At 63.3% G+C, this 19,297-nt stretch carries 19 protein-coding genes and 1 pseudogene; 13 read left to right on the top strand and 7 right to left on the bottom strand.

Going from position 1 to position 19,297, the window contains the following annotated elements:
* The first annotated feature begins 230 nt into the window (after positions 1-230).
* The 6 genes from phnL to phnE (NKH90_RS32725) all read left to right on the top strand — a co-directional run bounded on the left by phnL (position 231) and on the right by phnE (NKH90_RS32725) (position 6,186).
* A complete protein-coding gene (gene phnL / locus NKH90_RS32700; RefSeq protein ID WP_352539450.1) occupies positions 231-938 on the top strand; it encodes a phosphonate C-P lyase system protein PhnL in 708 nt (235 codons plus the stop codon).
* A complete protein-coding gene (locus NKH90_RS32705; protein ID WP_352823326.1) occupies positions 935-1,552 on the top strand; it encodes a DapH/DapD/GlmU-related protein in 618 nt (205 codons plus the stop codon). The genes phnL and NKH90_RS32705 overlap by 4 nt, the downstream gene beginning before the upstream one ends.
* Before the next feature lie 235 nt (positions 1,553-1,787).
* Positions 1,788-2,636: a phosphonate ABC transporter ATP-binding protein gene (gene phnC, locus NKH90_RS32710; RefSeq protein WP_352823328.1), complete on the top strand. Its 849-nt coding sequence runs from the start codon at positions 1,788-1,790 to the stop codon at positions 2,634-2,636.
* 90 nt (positions 2,637-2,726) lie between these two features.
* Positions 2,727-3,635, top strand: coding sequence for a phosphonate ABC transporter substrate-binding protein (gene phnD, locus NKH90_RS32715; protein WP_352474085.1), 909 nt, complete (start codon positions 2,727-2,729; stop codon positions 3,633-3,635).
* A gap of 159 nt (positions 3,636-3,794) precedes the next feature.
* Positions 3,795-4,751, top strand: a complete 957-nt coding sequence (gene phnE / locus NKH90_RS32720; protein ID WP_352474083.1) for a phosphonate ABC transporter, permease protein PhnE — start codon at positions 3,795-3,797, stop codon at positions 4,749-4,751.
* Positions 4,752-4,818: 67 nt separating this feature from the next.
* On the top strand, positions 4,819-6,186 hold the full coding sequence (gene phnE / locus NKH90_RS32725; RefSeq protein ID WP_352823330.1) for a phosphonate ABC transporter, permease protein PhnE: 1,368 nt from the start codon (positions 4,819-4,821) through the stop codon (positions 6,184-6,186).
* 24 nt (positions 6,187-6,210) lie between these two features.
* Here the strand turns inward: phnE (NKH90_RS32725) and NKH90_RS32730 are convergent, their stop codons facing one another.
* The 3 genes from NKH90_RS32730 to NKH90_RS32740 form a co-directional block, all read right to left on the bottom strand.
* The gene (locus NKH90_RS32730; RefSeq protein ID WP_352823333.1) at positions 6,211-7,062 is read right to left on the bottom strand and encodes a sugar phosphate isomerase/epimerase family protein; all 852 of its coding nucleotides are present in this window, start codon (positions 7,060-7,062) and stop codon (positions 6,211-6,213) included.
* Positions 7,063-7,289: 227 nt separating this feature from the next.
* Positions 7,290-8,477, bottom strand: a complete 1,188-nt coding sequence (locus NKH90_RS32735; RefSeq protein ID WP_352814567.1) for a Gfo/Idh/MocA family protein — start codon at positions 8,475-8,477, stop codon at positions 7,290-7,292.
* Between the two features lie 155 nt (positions 8,478-8,632).
* Positions 8,633-9,688, bottom strand: a complete 1,056-nt coding sequence (locus NKH90_RS32740; RefSeq protein ID WP_352823336.1) for a sugar phosphate isomerase/epimerase family protein — start codon at positions 9,686-9,688, stop codon at positions 8,633-8,635.
* 392 nt (positions 9,689-10,080) lie between these two features.
* Here NKH90_RS32740 and NKH90_RS32745 point away from each other — a divergent pair, with 392 nt between their 5' ends.
* From NKH90_RS32745 to NKH90_RS32765, 5 genes are read left to right on the top strand one after another with little or no spacing between them, the layout of a single operon-like run.
* Positions 10,081-10,968 carry a sugar phosphate isomerase/epimerase family protein gene (locus tag NKH90_RS32745; protein ID WP_352448392.1) on the top strand — a complete coding sequence of 296 codons (888 nt, stop codon included), beginning with the start codon at positions 10,081-10,083 and terminating at the stop codon, positions 10,966-10,968.
* Positions 10,969-11,023: 55 nt separating this feature from the next.
* A complete protein-coding gene (locus tag NKH90_RS32750) occupies positions 11,024-12,193 on the top strand; it encodes a mandelate racemase/muconate lactonizing enzyme family protein (RefSeq protein ID WP_352474076.1) in 1,170 nt (389 codons plus the stop codon).
* 1 nt (position 12,194) lies between these two features.
* Positions 12,195-12,911 (top strand): FadR/GntR family transcriptional regulator, encoded by a 717-nt coding sequence (locus NKH90_RS32755; protein WP_292661187.1) that lies wholly within the window; start codon positions 12,195-12,197, stop codon positions 12,909-12,911.
* Between the two features lies 1 nt (position 12,912).
* Positions 12,913-13,893: a hydroxyacid dehydrogenase gene (locus tag NKH90_RS32760; protein WP_352474074.1), complete on the top strand. Its 981-nt coding sequence runs from the start codon at positions 12,913-12,915 to the stop codon at positions 13,891-13,893.
* Positions 13,894-13,935: 42 nt separating this feature from the next.
* Positions 13,936-14,319: a hypothetical protein gene (locus tag NKH90_RS32765; protein ID WP_352474072.1), complete on the top strand. Its 384-nt coding sequence runs from the start codon at positions 13,936-13,938 to the stop codon at positions 14,317-14,319.
* 14 nt (positions 14,320-14,333) lie between these two features.
* On the opposite strand, the gene NKH90_RS32770 is transcribed toward NKH90_RS32765, so the two are convergent.
* Positions 14,334-15,629: an amidase gene (locus tag NKH90_RS32770; RefSeq protein WP_352474071.1), complete on the bottom strand. Its 1,296-nt coding sequence runs from the start codon at positions 15,627-15,629 to the stop codon at positions 14,334-14,336.
* 120 nt (positions 15,630-15,749) lie between these two features.
* On the opposite strand from NKH90_RS32770, the gene NKH90_RS32775 reads away from it, so the two are divergent.
* Positions 15,750-16,097: a GFA family protein gene (locus tag NKH90_RS32775; protein ID WP_352823338.1), complete on the top strand. Its 348-nt coding sequence runs from the start codon at positions 15,750-15,752 to the stop codon at positions 16,095-16,097.
* Here the strand turns inward: NKH90_RS32775 and NKH90_RS32780 are convergent.
* Entirely contained in the window at positions 16,094-17,317 is a 1,224-nt protein-coding gene (locus tag NKH90_RS32780) for an MFS transporter (protein WP_352448398.1), read from the bottom strand. The genes NKH90_RS32775 and NKH90_RS32780 overlap by 4 nt on opposite strands.
* A 91-nt stretch (positions 17,318-17,408) precedes the next feature.
* Here NKH90_RS32780 and NKH90_RS32785 point away from each other — a divergent pair, with 91 nt between their 5' ends.
* A complete protein-coding gene (locus NKH90_RS32785; protein ID WP_352474069.1) occupies positions 17,409-18,389 on the top strand; it encodes an AraC family transcriptional regulator in 981 nt (326 codons plus the stop codon).
* Between the two features lie 12 nt (positions 18,390-18,401).
* On the opposite strand, the gene NKH90_RS32790 is transcribed toward NKH90_RS32785, so the two are convergent.
* Both NKH90_RS32790 and NKH90_RS32795 read right to left on the bottom strand, forming a co-directional pair.
* Positions 18,402-18,683, bottom strand: coding sequence for a hypothetical protein (locus NKH90_RS32790; RefSeq protein WP_352474067.1), 282 nt, complete (start codon positions 18,681-18,683; stop codon positions 18,402-18,404).
* A gap of 246 nt (positions 18,684-18,929) precedes the next feature.
* Positions 18,930-19,205 (bottom strand): annotated as a pseudogene (locus NKH90_RS32795) (TOBE domain-containing protein); the annotation flags it as partial.
* Positions 19,206-19,297 lie beyond the last annotated feature (92 nt).

Consider the following 19,297-nt stretch of genomic DNA (forward strand, 5'->3'; position numbering starts at 1 on the left):
CGTCGAGAGATAGCATGGAGCACTGTTCGCGATGTCCTCGCACACCTGTTCGCGATGTCTCCGGTCCAAACAGGGGGGAGATCGGTAGCTTTTATGTCCCGCCCGTTCTGCGACACAGGAGAATGGCGAAACCGAATGCGACAGCCAATCTCCCCCCTTGAGGGGGAGATGGCCGGCAGGCCAGAGGGGGGTGTTGGCCCGCAGACGAATGACGATTGGAGAACCCTCTGATGGCAACCCCGCTCGTTGTCTCCGATGTCGCGAAGAGCTTCACCATGCATCTGCGCGACGGCATCAAACTGCCGGTGGTCGCTGGTGTCTCGTTCGCGATCAGGGCCGGCGAATGCGCCGTGCTCGGCGGCCCGTCCGGCGCCGGCAAGAGCTCGATCCTGAAGATGCTCTACGGCAATTATGCCGCCGACGAAGGCCAGATCATCGTCCAGCACGAGGGCGGGCTCATCGATCTCGCCTCGGCCAGCCCGCGCACCGTGCTTGCCGTGCGCCGGCTTACCATCGGCTATGTCAGCCAGTTCCTGCGCACCGTGCCGCGTGTCTCTGCGCTCGATGTCGTGGCCGAACCGCTGGTCGAGCGCGGCGAGGAGCGCGAGGTCGCGCACGGCAAGGCACGTGCCTTGCTGGCGCAGCTCAACCTGCCGGAAAAGCTCTGGGCGCTGCCGCCGGCGACGTTCTCCGGCGGTGAACAGCAGCGCGTCAACATCGCGCGCGGCTTCATCACCGAGCACCCGATCCTGCTGCTCGACGAGCCGACCGCTTCGCTCGACGCCAGGAACCGCGACGTGGTGATTTCCCTGATCGCCGCCAAGAAGGCGGCGGGCGTCGCTTTGCTCGGCATCTTCCACGACCACGACGTGCGTGAGGCGGTGGCCGACCGTATCATCGACGTGACCGCCTTCGCCGCCGGAAAAATTGCCGCATGACAAGGAAACTGTCGGAGGCGCCGGTGATCCACGAGACGGCGCAAGTCGAGAACTCGACGCTTGGCCGCTGGACCGAGATCACCGAGCGCTGCCGGGTTTCCGAAAGCACGCTCGGCGACTATTCCTACATGATGCAGGACTGCGGCGTCTGGTGCGCAACGATCGGCAAATTCGCCAACATCGCCGCAAGCGTGCGCATCAACGCTACCAACCATCCGACCTGGCGGCCGACGCTGCACCATTTCACCTATCGCGCCTCGGATTATTGGGACGACGCCGAGCACGAGAGCGAATTCTTCGCCAAGCGCCGCGCCAAACGCGTCACCATCGGCCACGACACCTGGCTCGGCCACGGCTCGACCATCCTGCCCGGCGTCATCGTCGGCGATGGCGCGGCGGTCGGTGCCGGTGCGGTGGTGTCGAAGGACGTCGCGCCCTACACCATCGTCGCCGGCGTACCGGCCAAGCCGATCCGCGAACGCTTCGACCGCCGCACCGCGGAACGCTACCAGGCGCTCGCCTGGTGGGACTGGGATCATGCAAGGCTGCGCGCCGCGCTCGACGATTTTCGGGAGCTGTCGGCGGAGGCGTTTCTGGAGAAATATGGCGGCTAAGGGATCGTGAATGGTGAACGGTGAATGTGAATGGGGGCAGCGGACAGGTTTCGAGACTCAGGGAAGCCGTTCTTATCACCATTCACCATTCGAGCTTCTCGCGCCGAGTTGATCCCGCCCCGCTCCAGGCTGTGGGCAGTAACAAAACTGACATCGTTCCGACACCGCAGGTTCATGCGGCTGCGCTAGCCAGGGTTAACAGACCTTCAATTGCGATTGGACTGGAGCCTGCACCATGTCAGCTACGCTCGAAATCCGCGGCGTCACCCGCCGGTTCGGCAAGAACACCGCCGTCAGCAATGTTCACATCTCGATTCCGCAGGGCCAGATGGTCGGCATCATCGGCCGTTCAGGCGCCGGCAAATCAACGCTTCTGCGCATGATCAACCGCCTCATCGATCCCAGCCAGGGATCCATCCTGTTCAACGGCGTCGAGGTCTCCGGGTTGCGCGGCTCGCCGCTCCGGCGATGGCAGCGCGACTGCGCCATGATCTTCCAGCAGTTCAATCTCGTGCCGCGCCTCGATGTGCTGACCAATGTGCTGCTCGGCCGGCTCAACCACCGCTCGACGCTGTCCAACCTATTTGGCATGTTCTCCCGCGGTGAATGCGCCGAGGCGGTTGCAGCCCTCGAGCGCCTCGACATCGCCCGCACCGCCCTGCAGCCGGCCGGCACGCTTTCCGGCGGCCAGCAGCAGCGCGTTGCGATTGCGCGCGCCATGATGCAGCAGCCGAAGGTGTTGCTGGCGGATGAGCCGATTGCCTCGCTCGATCCGCTCAACGCCAAGGTGGTGATGGATTCGCTGCAGGACATCAATTTGCGCGAGGGCATCACCGTCATCACAAATCTGCATACGCTGGATACGGCCCGCACCTACTGCAACCGCATCATCGGCATGGCCGCCGGCAAGGTCGTCTTCGACGGCTCGCCCGAAGCCCTCAACCGCGAGGCCGTGCGCATGGTCTACGGCACCGACAGCAATGGCGGCGAAATCTCCGAGGCCATCACCTCCACCAGTGTCGCCATCAAACAGAAAATCGCTGCATCCGCCGGACCGCTCGAGCCCGCATTCCCGGGATATTGAGAACGGCCTGATCGCCCGCCCGCGTCAAAGGCACCTGTCAAAAAATTCTAACGCTACCGGCGCGAGGCCGGGACCAACAGGAGAGAGATAATGTTCAGGAAGATGGTTTTTGGCGCCGTTTCATTGCTCGCCATCGCGGCAAGCGCCGCTCACGCCCAGGATATCAAGGAATTCCGCATCGGCATCCTTGGCGGTGAAAACGAAGCGGACCGGCTGCGCAACTTTCAGTGCCTCGCCGATCACCTGAAGTCCGAATTCGGCTTCGAGAAGGTCTCGTTGTTCCCGGCCGCCGACTATGACGGCGTTATCCAGGGCCTGCTCGGCGGCACGCTCGATTTCGCAGAGCTTGGCGCGTCGGGCTATGCCAGCGTCTACCTCAAGGATCCGAACGCCGTGACCCCGATCCTCACCACCCAGCAGACCGACGGCGCGACCGGCTATTATTCGATCGGCCTTGCGCTGAAGTCGTCCGGCATCACCGACATCAAGTCGGCCAAGGGCAAGAAGCTCGGCTATGCCGACCCGGATTCGACCTCCGGCTACCTGATCCCGCTGACCCAGATCCCGAAGGACACCGGCGCTTCGAACGAAACCTTCTTCGCCTCGACCCAGTTCAATGGCGGCCACGAGAACAACCTTCTCGCGGTTCGCGACGGCAAGGTCGATGTTGCGGTTGACGACTCCTCGGGCATCGGCGACTTCAAGAACGGCTACACCTCCGGCACCTTCCACAAGGAAGTCGCCAAGGGCGCCGTGGACCCCAACGATTTCGTTGAAGTCTGGCGCTCCGGCTTGATCCCGAACGGCCCGCTGGTCGTGCGCACCGCACTCGGCGGCGACATGAGCGCCAAGCTCGCCAACTTCTTCACCGGCCTGCCGGCCAAGGACAAGCCTTGCTTCGAGGCCATCGAAGGCGGCGATTTCACCGGCTATGTTCCGGTGAAGCCGGACTTCTACAGCGTCATCGTCGAAGCCCGCAAAGCCGCGATCGGCGGCTGACGACAATTTCGAAAAGGACGGCGTCCATTAGAGCGACGTGCGTCCACTTGGACGCACAAAGTACGCTCTAACACTTAGATGCCGCATCGTGCTTTCCGAAAGTCGACTTTCGGGCCGATGCGGTCGCCGCCCTTTTTGTGTGTCCGCTCGTGACCCCGTATGACCTTCGCCGCTACAATTCGTTCAGACGCGGTCCGGCAGGCAGCAGACGCCTGGCGACGCCAGACGTCCTTGCGACGGTTCTACACGGCGCTCGGCATCGGCTCACTGCTTGTCGCCATGTGCACAGCCATGTGGTTCGCCGACGAGGCCAATGCCGGACATTTCTTCGATCGGCTGCCGCACATACTGGATTTCCTTAGTTGGCTTGTTCCCAAGGACTGGAACGACGTCTGGCGGGCGCTGTTCGACATCGCATCGCCGCATGACAAGGGCAGCCAAGAGTTCAACTTCCCGCTTGGCCGCGTCTATCTCTGGGGCGGCTTTTATCTACCCGAATATTTCGAGCTGATGCTCACCACGCTTAACGTGGCGCTGGTTTCCACTTTCATCGGCTTTGTCTTTGCGGTGCCCTTTTCCTTCATCGCCGCGCGCAACTTGACGCCCAGTCCGATGCTCAGGCTCGTCGTAAAGCGCTTCATGGAACTGCTTCGCGCCTTCCCCGAGATCGTCATTGCCGGCCTGTTCGCAGCCATCCTCTCGACCGGCCCGGTCGCAGCCATCATCGCCATCGGCCTGCATTCCATCGGCGCCCTCGGCAAGCTCTTCTACGAGATCAACGAAAACATCGACATGCGCGCCGAAGAAGGCCTGCGCGCGGTCGGCGCCAACTGGTTCGAGCGCGTGCGCTTTGCCGGCCTGCCGCAAGTGCTGCCCAATTTCATGTCCTACACGCTGCTCAGGATCGAGATCAATGTGCGTATCTCGACCATTATCGGCGCGGTCGGCGGTGGCGGCATCGGCGAGGAACTGAAGCTCTCCATCTCGCGCGGCTTCGGCGCCAAGACGCTGGCATTGGTGCTGCTGCTGTTCACGACGATCTTCCTCGTCGACCAGTTTTCCGCCTGGCTACGCCGCAAGCTCGTCGGCGAGCAGGCATTCATGATGGGTGCCTGACCATGATCCCAAAAAGTGGATTCCGGTTTTTGGAAAAGATCATGGCAAATCAACAAGAAGACGGCCCATGGCCGCAATGACCGCCGATGAGATGCGGTCGATCGAGGAGCGCTTTCCCCAAGTGTTCCGGCGGCCCTTGTACAAACGCTTCGGCCCGCTGGTCCTGTTCACAGGCATCCTGCTCTATCTCCTCTACGCCTTGTGGTTCTTCAGCCTGCCGCAAGTGCTGAGGGAATCGCACTGGGAGCGCCTGCCGCTCTTCCTGACGCAATGGATCAGCTACGATCTGCAGCCGGAATTCCGTCTCGACCAGCCTCAGATCACACCCAGATACCCGCGTTTTTCGGCGCTCGGCGAAGACCCGCATCCCGATTGGGTCATCACCAACGCCAACGGTTCCTACACCATCCTGATCGACGGCCGGGCCAAATCGGTCATCTTCGACAAGACCGAGGCGACGCTGGTCGCCAATGGCCAGGCGGTGCCGATGTCGTTGACCAGCGGCAAACCGGTAATATCCGGCCCGGTGCCGGAGTGGATCACCGCGCATGACGATGAGATCGTCGCCAGGATGGGCTTTGCCGGCGAGGTCCGCATAACCGTCGATCGCGTCAAGGTCCGCAAACGCTTCCTCGGCTGGGCGAATTTCGTCTTCGACACACGCTCGCCCTTCTTCGGCAAGTCGCCCGGCGAGGTGGTCTCGTTGCTGATGTCCGGACCCCAGCTCAAGCCGGGCACATCAAACATTGCGCTGGCCGCCGACAATATCTGGAACAACGCCCAATGGCAGCATGGCGACGTCTGGACGAAGCTGTTCCAGACCATCGTCATGGCGTTTCTCGGCACCTTGCTCGGCGGCATCGTTGCCTTCCCGCTCGCCTTCTTCGCCGCCCGCAACATCACCCCGAGCGGCCTGCTTAGCCAGGTGCTAAAGCGGTTCTTCGATTTCATGCGTTCGGTCGACATGCTGATCTGGGCGCTGTTCTTCACCCGCGCCTTCGGCCCGGGCCCGCTTGCCGGCAGCGCCGCGATTTTCTTCACCGAGATCGGCACGCTCGGCAAAGTCTATTCGGAGGGCCTCGAGAACATCGACGACAAGCCACGCGAGGGCATCCAGTCGACCGGCGCCAACGGCTTGCTGGTGCAGCGCTATGGCGTGCTGCCGGAAGTGATCCCGGTCTTCATCAGCCAGACACTCTATCAGTGGGAATCCAACACCAGGGGCGCGACGATCATCGGCGCCGTCGGTGCCGGTGGCATCGGCCTGAAGCTCTGGGAGGCGATGCGCACCAATTCCAACTGGGCCAATGTCTTCTACATGGTGCTCTTGGTCCTGCTCGTCGTTTTCATCTTCGACAACATTTCCAATTTCCTGCGCCGCCGCTTGAGCAGGACGATCCACGACTACAACCGGATCCAGGCCGGCCAGGGCTGACAGAGGCGTTGCGCAGGCGTGCGGTTAGGGCGCCTTCCTCCATCCATTCCTGATATGCCTGTAGCCGTCGCGGTAGACGGCTTCCGGGCCTTCGGAAAAGTCGCGCCACACCTTGGTGGCCGCGGCCAGATCCTTCAGCGAGCGGCCGAACGCCTCGATCGTCAGCCAATCGTCATAACCGCTCTTGCGGATGGCAGAGAACGTCTCTTTCCAAGGGACGTGGCCGCGGCCCGGCACGCCGCGATCGTTCTCCGAAATGTGGATATGGACGATGTTCTTGCGGTTGCGCGTATAGGCCCCGATCGGGTCAGCCTCTTCGATGTTGGCATGGAACGTGTCGTACATCGCCTTGATGTGCGGCCGGTCGATCGCGTCGATATGCGCCGACAAATCGTCCATCGTGTTGAGCAGATAGCATTCGAAGCGGTTGAGCGCCTCCAGCCCGATGGTGACACCCTTGTTGCCGGCATGGTCACCGATGACGCGCTGCGAAGCGACCGAACGTTTTTTCTCGGCCGCCGTCGGCCCGCTGCCGGAGAAGACCCCGAGTGTCGAATGGAGCGGGCCGCTCAACGTGTTCGCGCCAAGCGCCTGAGCGCAGTCGATCGTCGATTTCATGTAGTCGATACCGGCCTTGCGCGTCGAGGCATCCGGCGAGATCAAATTCATCGCCGGATCGCCCATCGCCGAGACGGCGGTGCGTTGCAGCCCGATACGGTCGAGCAGCTCGCCGAGTTTCCTGTAGTTGTCCGGCGTGCCGGAGAAGACCGGTATCTCGACGCCGTCGAAGCCGGTCGCCTTGATGTCCCTCAACAACGGCTCGTGTTTTTTTGAGACACTGGTCGTCCACAACAACATGCACATGCCGATTTTCATCGACGCCCCTCCCCTTTTTACGGCCGGGCTTGCTCCTCCGGCGACTTCGCCACAAGCCCCCTCATCCGGCCGCTTCGTGGCCACCTTCTCCCCGCCGGGGAAAAGAGGTGAACGCCAGCGCCAACGATCTCCTCTCCCCACGAGGAAAGGTCGGATTGCCCCGAATTGCCTTGCAATTCGGCTGGCAATCCGGGTGACGGGGACTTCCCATTAACCGGGCGCAGCGATTAAAGCTTCGTCCACGCTCCGTTCTTCTTCGACGACTTCACGCAGGCCTCGATGAAGGCCATGCCCTCGACGCCGTCCTGCACGGTCGGGAAGACGACATCCTTGGCCGGCTTCCCGCCCTTCCGGCGCGCTGCACGAATAGCCCGCGCGGCTTCCTGATAGATGTTGGCGAAACCTTCGAGATAGCCTTCCGGATGCCCTGGCGGAACGCGGCTGACGCGCCCGGCGACGGGGAGCGCGCCGGCGCCATTACGGGTAATCAACTGCTTCGGCTGGCCGAACGGCGTGTACCAGAGATAGTTCGGGTCGGCCTGCACCCATTCGAGGCCGCCCTTCGAGCCGTAGATGCGCAATTTCAACCCGTTCTCGTGGCCGGGCGCCACCTGGCTTGCCCAGATCATTCCCTTCGCCGGGTGCGACCCGCCGACCGGCTTGAAGCGCAGCAGCACATTGATGTTGTCGTCGAGCAGCCTCCCCGGCACGAAGGCATCGAGATCGGCCGACAACGAATCGAGCTCCAGCCCGGAGACGAAACGGGCAAGGTTGTAGGCATGCGTGCCGATATCGCCCAGCGCACCGCCGGCACCCGCCTGCTTCGGGTCAGAGCGCCACGCAGCCTGCTTCTGGCCGGTGGCGGCCAGGTCTTCGGTCAGCCAGTCCTGCGGATATTCCGACTGCACGATACGGATATCGCCGAGCTGTCCCTTGGCCACCATCTCGCGTGCCTGCCGCACCATCGGATAGGCGGTGTAGTTATGCGTCAGCACGAACACCTTGCCGGTCTTCTCGACCAGCGCGGCCAACCTCTTCGCCTCGGCCAGCGACGTCGCCAGCGGCTTGTCGCAGATGACATGGATGCCGGCCTCGAGAAAAGCCTTGGCTGCCGGCACGTGCACATTGTTCGGCGTGACGATGGCCACCGCCTCGATGCCATCCGGCCGCTTGGCCTCCGCCTTGGCCATCTCGGCATAGGAGCCGTAGCTGCGTGCCGGATCGAGCCCAAGCTCGGCCGCCGAGGCCTTGGCGCGCTCCGGATTCGACGAGAGGGCCCCGGCAACCAGCACGAACTCGTTATCAATGCGCGCCGCGATGCGGTGCACCGCGCCGATAAAGGCGCCTTGTCCGCCGCCAACCATGCCGTAGCGGATCGGACCGCCTCCCGTTTCCGTCTTCGATGCGCCAACCATGATTTTCTCCCTCGTCACTGAAATACCCCTCCGCTGAGGGGAAGGTGGCCCGCACGGCCGGGTGGGGTTGGTTCATGCCGAGCTCTACGCCCGGCGACCCCACCCCGATCCGCTGCGTGGATCGACCCTCCCTTCGAGGGGGAGGGATATCTGTGCTAGATCCCCATCATGCCGCGCAGCATCTTTTTATCGGTCGTGCCGCCGGCGAAGTCGTCGAATGCTTTTTCCGTCACCCTGATGATGTGGTGCTGGATGAAGGGAGCGCCTTCGGCCGCACCATCCTCCGGGTGCTTGAGGCAGCATTCCCATTCCAGCACCGCCCATGAATCGTAATTGTATTGAGTGAGCTTGGAGAAGATGCCGCCGAAATCCACCTGCCCGTCGCCGAGCGAGCGGAAACGCCCGGCACGGTTGGTCCAGCTCTGGTAACCGGAATAGACACCTTGCCGCCCGGTCGGATTGAACTCGGCATCCTTGACGTGGAACGCCTTGATCCGCTCGTGGTAGATGTCGATGAATTCGAGATAATCGAGCTGCTGCAGCAGGAAGTGCGACGGGTCGTAGTTGATGTTGCAGCGCTTATGGCCGCCGACCGCATCGAGGAACATCTCGAATGTCGCGCCGTCGAACACGTCCTCGCCCGGATGAATTTCGTAGCCGACATCGACGCCGTTCTCGTCATAAACGTCGAGAATCGGCTTCCAGCGCTTGCCGAGTTCGGCAAACGCTTCCTCGATCAATCCCGCCGGCCGCTGCGGCCAGGGGTAGAGGTATGGGAAGGCCAACGCGCCGCAAAACGACACCGACGCCTTGAGCCCGAGATTCTTCGACGCCTTGGCGGCGAACTTCATCTGTTCGACCGCCCATTGCTGCCTTGCTTTTGGATTGTTGTGCACCGCAGCCGGCGCGAAGCCGTCGAACTGCGCGTCATAGGCGGGATGCACCGCCACCAGTTGCCCCTGCAGATGCGTCGACAGTTCGGTGATCTCGACGCCGGCATCGGCGCAGATGCCCTTCACCTCGTCGCAATAGGCCTTGGAGGAGGCTGCCTTCTCGAGATCGAACAATCGGGCGTCCCATGTCGGGATCTGCACGCCCTTGTAGCCCAGACCAGCCGCCCATTTGGTGATCGAGGCCAGCGAATTGAACGGCGCGGCGTCGCCCGCAAACTGCGCCAGGAACAGACCAGGCCCCTTCATCGTCGTCGGCATCGGCATCTCCCTATGTTTCACGACCAAGCATAGCGCCGATTGAAAACAGGGCCAGCGTCTTTGGTCTCTTTGCACAGCGCGCTCAGCGCCGCTATTCTGGTATTACCAAATGCCGAAATCCGGTCAAGCCATTTGACGCGCTGCCGCGGTCCTGCAACCATGCCGAGTTAGGCCACATGTTTAAGTATAATCAATAGCATAGACAGGAGCCAACGCTTGATGGCAGCACTTCTTGCCGTCCAGATGAAATTACTGTAGACCTCCCATCAGGCCCAATTGGTCGAACCAGTTTGCAAAAAATGCTGGGACGCCTTGGGGAAGAATCATGCGGCACGCTTCGGCAGAGTGCGCCGCAGGCGAACTGGTACAGGCGATTCTGGGAAGGATAGACCATGCATCTTTCGACGCACAATTGGATGCGGGCGGAGCCGCTGGAAACGACGCTCAAGCGCATCAAGAAATTCGGCTACGAGTCGATCGAGATCTCCGGCGAACCCGATCAGTACAAGCCCAAGGAGACGCGCGCACTGTTGAACGAGTACGGCATTCGCTGCTGGGGAGCGGTGACGCTGATGCTGGGCGAGCGAAATCTCGCCGCCAAGGACCAGGGCCAACGCGAGCGCTCGGTGCAGTATGTCAAGGACGTGCTGACCATGGTCAGCGAACTTGATGGCGAGATCATCACGCTGGTTCCGGCCACCGTCGGCAAGGTGGTGCCGGACGGCACCGAGGAAGAGGAGTGGAAATGGGTGGTCGACGCCACCCGGGAATGCTTCACCCACGCCAAGAAGGTCGGCGTCAAGATCGCGGTCGAGCCACTCAACCGCTTCGAGACCTATCTGTTCAACCGCGGCGCCCAGGCACTGGCGCTGGCCGATGCGGTCAGCCCCGAATGCGGCGTCTGCCTCGACGCCTACCACATCCACATGGAAGAATTTAACGTCTACGACGCCATCCGGCAGGTAGGCAAGCGCCTGTACGACTTCCATGTCGCCGACAACAACCGCTTCGCCGCCGGCCTCGGGCAGATCGACTGGCCGAAGATCGTCGGCACGCTGAAGGAGATCGGCTATGACGGCGCGCTGACCAATGAATTCGTCGCCCCCGTCGACCGCACGCCGGCTGCCCCCTATCCCGACATGGTCGAACGCAACCCCGTCGACATCTCGCCGGAGCAGCTGAAATTCATTCAGGACCACGGCTCCAGCGTGCTCACGGAGAAATTCTACACCGACCAGATGCGCATCAACGCGGAAACGCTGCTGCCGCTGATCAAGTAGCCGAGCCGTTTGGAAAGAGCCCTTCCGCCTCACCGCGGCCGGGCCGAGGATGAACATGCGCATCAAGACGGTCCAAGCCTGGTGGGTCCGCATACCGATCGAAGCCGCGAAGCAGCACCGCAGCGACTTCGGTCAGGTGGCGACGTTCGACGCCGCCATCCTGCGCATCGAGACCGACGACGGGCTGGTCGGCTGGGGCGAGGGCAAGAATGCCGCCGGCAGCGCCGGCAGCTACGGCGCCCTTGTCCATTTGCTGAACTACGAGGTCGGCCCGCAGCTGGTCGGCCGCGACCCGGCTGACATCGGCGTCATCTGGGAGATGCTCTATAATGGCACGCGCCACGACAGCGCCGCTCGCGCCGGCCACGCCATGCCGCAATTGGCGCGACGCGGCATGAGCATCGCGGCTATCAGCGCCGTCGACATCGCATTGTGGGACATTCTTGGCAAATCGCTCGGCGTTCCGGTCTGGCGGCTGCTCGGCGGCCGCAAGCTGGACCGCATGCCGGCCTATGCTTCCGGCGGCTGGGCCACTGCGGAAGCCATCGGCGACCAGCTGCAGTCCTACATCGCCAAGGGCGGTTTCAAGGCGCTGAAGATGCGCGTCGGCGCCATGGACGGCGCCCCACATATCTCGGCCGCTCGCGTCCGTGCCGCCAGACGGGCGCTCGGTCCCGATATCGACCTGATGGTCGACGCGCACGGCACCTACACGGTGGCCGAAGCCAAGCGCTTTATCCATCTCGCCGGCGACCTCGATCTCGCCTGGTTCGAGGAGCCGGTGATCGCCGACGACAAGCCCGGCATGGCCGAGGTGCGCGCCTGCGGTTCGATCCCGATCGCCACCGGCGAAAGCGAGGCGACGCGCTATGCCTTCCGCGACCTCGCCGTGCTCAAATCCGCCGATATCTTCCAGCCGGATCCGGCCTTTTGCGGTGGCATCAGCGAGGCGATGAAGATCGGCACCATCGCCAGCGCCTTCAATCTGCGCTTTGCGCCGCATCTTTGGGCCGGCGCGCCCTGCTTCTTTGCCGGGCTGCATGTCTGCGCCGCTTCGCCGGCGAGCTTCACCGTCGAATATTCGCTCGGCGCCAACCCGATGATCCACGATCTGATCGAAGAGACTGTCGAAGCAAAGGACGGTATGGTAGCGATCCCTGATAGACCCGGGCTGGGATTCACCATTTCGGAGCGGTTCCTGGAGGCGCACGCGCAACACGGCTGACATGAAAGAAAAGAACCTTCTCGCGGAACTCGCCGCCTATCTGTTCTCCCATTCGGACAAGGAGACGGGCCGCACGCCGTCGGAGCGCGAACTGGCAGAGCATTTCAGCGTCAGCCGCGGCCAGATCCGCGAGGCGCTGGCCATTCTCGAGGCCATGCGCATCGTCGAGCGACGGGCGAAATCCGGCATCTACATCGATACGAAGCAGGCGAGCGTCGAGGCGATGGCGCTGTTCGCCCGCGCCGGCCTGCCGCTCGATCCCGTCCAGATCTACGAGACGGTCGAGTTGCGCAAGATCCACGAGATCAAGGCCGCCGAACTTGCCTGTTCACGCGCCACCGAGGAGAATTTCGAGCGGCTGCGCGAGATCCTGAAGGCCTCCGAGGATCGCATCGCCGCCGGTGAAGGGCTTGCCCGGGAAGACCGCGAGTTCCACCTCGAGATCGTGCGGGCGACCAAGAACAGCGTCTTCCACAATATCTGCAGCGTCTACTACATGATGGGTGAACTGCGCCTGCCGATCTATTTCAACGATCCCGAACGCAGCGTGCGCTCCCATGCCGAGCATATCCAGATCTACGAGGCGCTGCTGCGCCGCGACGGCAATCTCGCCCAGGCGCTGATGAGCGCCCACCTGCAAGGCGCGGAAAGCTACTGGAAGGGGCTGATCGAGGGGCGTGGGGCGGAACCGGAAAGCCCTGCGCTCGAAAAGGCCTGAAATGCCCAAGATCCTGTCAACACACAGACTGCACCCTCGTGCCGCTTCCATGCTGACCGGGGCCGGCGAACTCGTCGTTGCTTCCGCCCTCGATGCGGCCACGCTGGCCGCCGAGGCAAGGAACGCCGATGTCATCATCGTTCGCGCTCCCTTGCCTGCGGCGCTTTTCGAAGGCGCGAAGAAGCTCAGGGCCGCGATCCGCCACGGCGCCGGGCTGGACATGGTACCGATGGAAGCGGCCAATGCGGCCGGCGTGCTGGTGGCGAATGTGCCGGGGGTGAACGCGCGATCTGTCGCCGAATATGTGATGTTCGCGGCGCTGGCGCTGCTTAGGCGCTTCCGTGTGTTGGACCGCGACTTGCGTGCGAAGGGCTGGCTGGCGGGCCGCGAACACACGGTGGTAGCCAGCGAGCTCGCGGGCAAGATGATCGGCATTGTCGGCCTCGGCGCGATCGGTCAGGCGGTTGGCCACATCGCCGCCCATGGGTTCGATCTGAATGTGGTGGCGACGACGCGCAGCATGCGGCCGGCGCCGGACAGGGTCGGCTTCCTGTCGATCGATGCACTCATCGAGCAGAGCGACATCATCGTTCTGTGCTGCCCGCTGACGCCCGAAACACGGGGGCTGATCAGCCGCGAGCGCATTGAGCGGATGAAGCCGGATGCGCTGCTGATCAATGTTTCGCGCGGGCCGGTGATCGATGACGACGCGCTGATCGAGGCCTTGCAGAAGGGGCGCATCGGCGGCGCTGCGCTCGATGTTTTTGCTACACAACCGCTACCGCCCAACCATCCTTATTTTGGCTTCGACAACGTCATCGTCACCCCGCACATGGCTGGGATTACCGAGCAGTCGATGATGCGCATGGGCGTCGGCGCGGCTGGCGAAGCCTTGCTGGTGCTGGCCAACAGATTGCCGGTCAATCTGCGCAACCCCGAAGTGGTCGAGCACTACCGGCGGCGGTTCCCTGCCGATTTCTGAAAGCGCCCCAATTTTCCCGAATTCGCCGGCGATGGTGCCGGCATGGCAAGCGTCACAAAATTCCTGCTGACCGCCGGCTTCTGCGTGGCGACGGCGCAAGCCTTCGCCAACGAACAGGGTAGCTACGTGTTCTGCGACAACGGCATACGCTGCCTGGCGGCGCCCTGTCCATCGAACAGCGCACTCGACCTTGCTGCTGGGAAGCTCATCAAAGGCGTTTCAATCGACATCGATCGCCTGCCGCAACAAGACAAGGCGCTCGATCTTTCAGACAAGCTCTATGCCGGCAAGGTCGTTGTTGTCGGCTCGATCGAGAACCGTACCCGGACCTTCAACGGCAAGCGGTACACCCTGCCTTGGCTGGTCGCCACCAGCATCGAACGCGCCGCCAAGGACAGCGAACGCGGCCACTGCTCGTCGCGCTGACACGCGCTGTGCGATCAATTTGCAAGCAGCCCCTCCACGCCGGCTGCGATGCGCAGCAGGTGGTGGTCATGGCCATTGCGCGCCACCAGCATCAGCCCGGCCGGACGCGTCATTCCCGGCATCGGCAGCGAGATGGCTGATAGATCGAACTGGTTGGCGACCTGCGTGTTGCGCAGCAGAAGGCCTTCCATCCTGTTGCACAGCGCCTCGTCGCTGGTCATCGACACGATCGTCGGCGCCGTCACCGGTGTGGTCGGCAGGGCCAGCACGTCGACCGACGCCAGCCGGTCATCCATCGCGGCGGCCAGCGCCGTGCGGCGGCGCATTGCCCTGATATAGACCGTGGCCGGAATGGCGGCGGCGCGCGACAATGGCCCGCTTACCCGCGGATCGACCGGCCTCGTCGCTCCCGCCGCCAGCCAGTCGGCATGGATCTCCGCCCCTTCCATCGCCGCGATAGACGCGCGTTGGGTTGCCACGCGCAGATCGGCAAGCAGGTCGTCGATCGACAGCTCCACAAGCCGTGCGCCGCTAAGCTCCATCTTGCGCAGACACCGGTCGAACGTCGTCGCGACCTCTTCGTGCGTATCATCGAACAGCACGCCGCGCGCAATACCGATGCGCAGGCCGTCCAGCGGCAGCGGCAACAGTGCCGCCAGGTTTTCGCCCGACATCACTGCATCGGCCGCCGCACATTCGGCGACGGTGCGGGCCAGCGGACCGATCGAGTCCAGCGTGGCTGACAGCGGAAACGCACCCGCAAGCGGCACGCGCCGCGCAGTCGGCTTGAAACCGACGACGCCATTCAGCGATGCCGGAATGCGCACCGAACCACCGGTATCGGAACCGATGGAGATTTCGCTGGTGCCTTCGCCCACCGAAACGCCGGCGCCTGAGGAGGAGCCGCCCGGAATACGGCTGGCATCGCTAGCATTGCCGGGCGTGCCATAATGTGGATTGACGCCGATCGCAGTAAAGGCGAACTCGGTCATGTTGGTCTTGCCGAGGATGATTGCACCGGCCTGGCGCAACTTTTGCACGACAATGGCATCCCGCAGCGCCGGCGCTGCGTTGGCGAGCAGCAGAGAGCCCGCCGTGGTCGGCTCGCCGGCGACATCGAACAGATCCTTGATCGAGACGATCGCCCCATCGAGCGGCCCGAGCGTGACGCCGGCTTTTCGCCGCGCATCGGTGGCGTCCGCCGCCGCCCGGGCGGCTTCCGGGTAGAGCTTTACGAAAACCCTCTCATCGTCGACGCGAGCGGCAAGAGACGAAAGAATTGCTTCGAGGTGATCGCGGGCTGATTGCATTTTTCGGTGTCGGACTCCGCGCGCTTGCAACGTCTTAAGGTAGCAGCCAGAAACTGGCCGCAGGAGACATAGCCCGGCGCGGTCGGATTTGCACCTGTCGAACCGAAGGAGGAAGGCGCGATGCTCTACCAAGGCAGCTGCCACTGCGGCAAGGTCGCGTTCGAGGTCGAGGGCGAGCTGACCGGAGCCGTTCGGTGCAATTGCTCGATCTGCTCGCGCAAGGGTGCACTGCTATGGGCAGTTCCGCATGAGAGCATGCGGGTGCTTGCCTGGGGCGATGATCTCGGCCGCTACAGCTTCGGCAACCATGTCATCGCCCACCGCTTCTGCCGCAGCTGCGGCATTCACCCCTTCGCCGAGGATGTCGGCGAAGGGAGCGGGCGAAGTGCCTATATCAATATTAATTGCATCGAGGCGTTGGACGTCGCCGCCGTGCCGGTCTTCGAATTCGACGGCCGTTCCGTTTAGGCCTTGGGGTCGTCGATCGGCTTGGGGCCAAGGAAGAACGCCGCCAGTGCCGCAAGCAACGTCGCCGCCGCGCAATAGGCGAAGGCGGTGGCAACGCCGGTATTGTCGACAAGCAGGCCGCCGAAGACGGCGCCCAACGCAATGGCGACCTGGAACGTCATAACCATGAGCCCACCGGCGCTTTCCGCCTGATCGGGGGCGGCCCGCACCAGCCAGGTCTGCAGCCCGACTGGGACGGCGCCGAAGGCAAAGCCCCAGCTGGCCACTGCTATTGCAGCCACGACGGGTGAACCTCCGACCACCAGCAGCAGGAGCGCCGAAAACGCGATCAGCAGGGGCGCCAGGCTGACGGCTGCCTTGAGGCTGCGTTCGGCAATGAAGCCGCCGGCAAAATTGCCGAAGAAGCCACCAATGCCGTAGGCGAGCAGCACAAGCGAGATCGTCTCGATGTCCAGCGCGGGCACCTTCTCGAGAAACGGGCGGACATAGGTGAAGCCGGCAAAATGTCCCGAGGCGACCAGTAGTACCACCAGCAGTGCCACCCTGATCATCGGCCGCTTCATCACCTCCAGCAGCGTGCGAAAACCTGCCGTACCTGCAGGCGGCAGCTTCGGAATGGTAGCCACCTGCACCAGCAGCGCCAGCGCTCCGACCACGGCGGCGATCATGAACGCCGTCCGCCAGCCCCAGATGTCGCCGACATAGGCGCCGACCGGAGCCGCGCAGACCGTTGCCACCGAAACGCCGGTGAGAATGATCGACATGGCGCGCGGCATCAGCCGCATCGGAACGAGCCGCATCGCCATGGCTGCCGACATCGACCAGAAGCCGCCAAGACTGATCCCGAGCATGATGCGGGCAATCAGAAGAACGGGAAGCGAGGACGCAAACGCGGCCACCAGGTTTGACAGCACAAGCAGCACCGTCAGCGCCCACATGACCAACCTGCGGTCCAGCCGCTTGGTGACAATGGCCATGGTCGGCGCCGCAATCGCGCCGATGACGGCGGTTGCCGTTACCGCCTGCCCGGCGGCGCCTTCGGTGATGCCGAGATCCTGCGCAAGCGGCGTCAGCAGGCTGGCAGGCAGAAATTCCGCGGTCACCAGGCCGAAGACTCCGAGCGCCAGGGAGACCACTGCCCCCCATGCGGGCTCGGATCGTTCGCCGGTTTCCGATGGGTCGAGAACGGCGTCCATGACGCCTGTCGCGGGTTCGGTCATGAGGGATCTCCGATCTGGTTGCAGCGCAGCATCTGGCTGCAGTGCAACATAGGGAGTGACTGTCTGGAGTTTCCATGCTAGAAACACCATTATGCTTGACCGTTCGTCCAAAATCCCCGTCACCGGTGATCCGCTGACAGACATATTGCGCGGATTGCGCCTCGAAGGCGTCGATTACGGCCGTTGCGAGATGAAGGAACCCTGGGGCATCCATTTTCCGGCTCAGGCGGCGGCACGGTTTCATTTCATCGGCCGCAAAGGCTGCTGGTTGCTGCAGCCGTCCGGCGAATGGGTGGAACTGAAGGCTGGCGACGCGGTATTGTTGCCGCGCGGCTCAGCCCACACGCTGGCGAGCGAGCCGGGTACCGAGGCGGCGCCGATCCACGGCTATGAGGTCGAGGAAATCTGCAAGGGTGTCTATTGCATGTCGAATGACGGCATGCCCGGCTGCCGTCCGGGGACCTTGCTGTTTTTCGGCAGCATGTATTTCAATCTCGATGGCTTGCACCCCTTGCTCGGCATGATGCCGGACGTGATGCGCGCACATGAGTTGGAGGCCTATGAGCCAGGTATCCCGCATTTGCTGGAAGCGATGGCCCGCGAGGTGACGATGGAGCGCGTCGGCTCCGGCGGCATCCTGGCGCGGCTGGCCGATGTGCTCGCCGCGACCGTCATCCGCTCATGGGTCGAGCGCGGCTGCGGCGACTCTTCCGGTTGGATTGCGGCGGTCAGGGACCGCGAGATCGGCCGGGTGCTGGCCGCGATCCATCTGGAACCGAACCGCGACTGGACGGTGGAAGCCCTGGCGAAGATGATGGGTGCCTCGCGATCAGGTTTCGCCGAGCGCTTCGCAACCATTGTCGGCGAAACACCGGCAAAGTACGTCACGCAGGTGCGGATGCACCAGGCGAGGCAATGGCTGGTCCGCGACCGGCTCAAGATTTCCGTCGTCGCGGCTCGTCTCGGCTACGAATCCGACGCCTCCTTCAGCCGCGCCTTCAAACGGGTCATCGGATCGCCGCCTAGCCATTTCCGGGCTGAGGAACAGGCTGATATCCGCCAGGCCGGCTAAACGTTGGCCGGATTATTGCTCGGTGATGCAGGCCGAGCCGGCGCTGCTCTTGCAATATTTGCCGGAAGCCCCGCACCTGCCATCCGAGACTTCCACGACGGTGCCGCTCAACAACAGCTTGCAGTCGCTGGTGGACAGATTGACCGTGCCGTTGAGATCCTTGATCTTCTTGGCGTCGACCTTCGCGCCTGCGACAACTTTCTTGGCTGCCTGCGCCTCGCCCAGATGCGCCGCCGACAATCCCATACCGGCGACGAGTAGGATCGTCGCAAAACCGCGAAATAGAGTTCCCATAGCCAACCCTCCGTTTTGGGCCTCCAAATTGGGCTTGCAAAGCCCGTTTGGGACCAAAGGATCAGCCTATTCGACAAATCGGAGCATCCGCATCCCCCGTATGGGGGATGACGGGAAGACTCGAGCATTTAGCAGCCAAGGGAATCACTCGACGTCGCACAAATGCGGCTAAAACACATGGTTTAGAGCGGTATGCACGGCTCGATTTGAACGCATCCGTTCTAGCTGCAGCAAAGAGGCTTGTACTTAGCCGGCGTGACGCAGGCTTATTCCGCTGCCCTTGTCGAACAGCACCACCTTGTCCGGGTTCCAGGCAAAGCGCACCGGCTGCTCTATCTGCACGTCGGTCCTGGCCGGCACGGTGGCGCGCAGCATGGTGTCGCCGACCCGCAGCGTCAGGATCTTTTCGACGCCATGGTTCTCGACATCGTGGACCCGCGCCTCGACCGGCGCGCCGGTCTCGAGATAGACGTCTTCAGGGCGAATTCCGAAGACGAGCGGGCGACCGTCGGTCGCCGCGCCCGTCTTTTGGGGGGGGGGGGGGGGGGGGGGGGGGGGGGGGGGGGGGGGGGGGGGGGGGGGGGGGGGGGGGGGGGGGGGGGGGGGGGGGGGGG

The organism is Mesorhizobium sp. M0898 (genome assembly GCF_040319695.1).
In the GTDB taxonomy this organism is placed as follows: domain Bacteria; phylum Pseudomonadota; class Alphaproteobacteria; order Rhizobiales; family Rhizobiaceae; genus Mesorhizobium.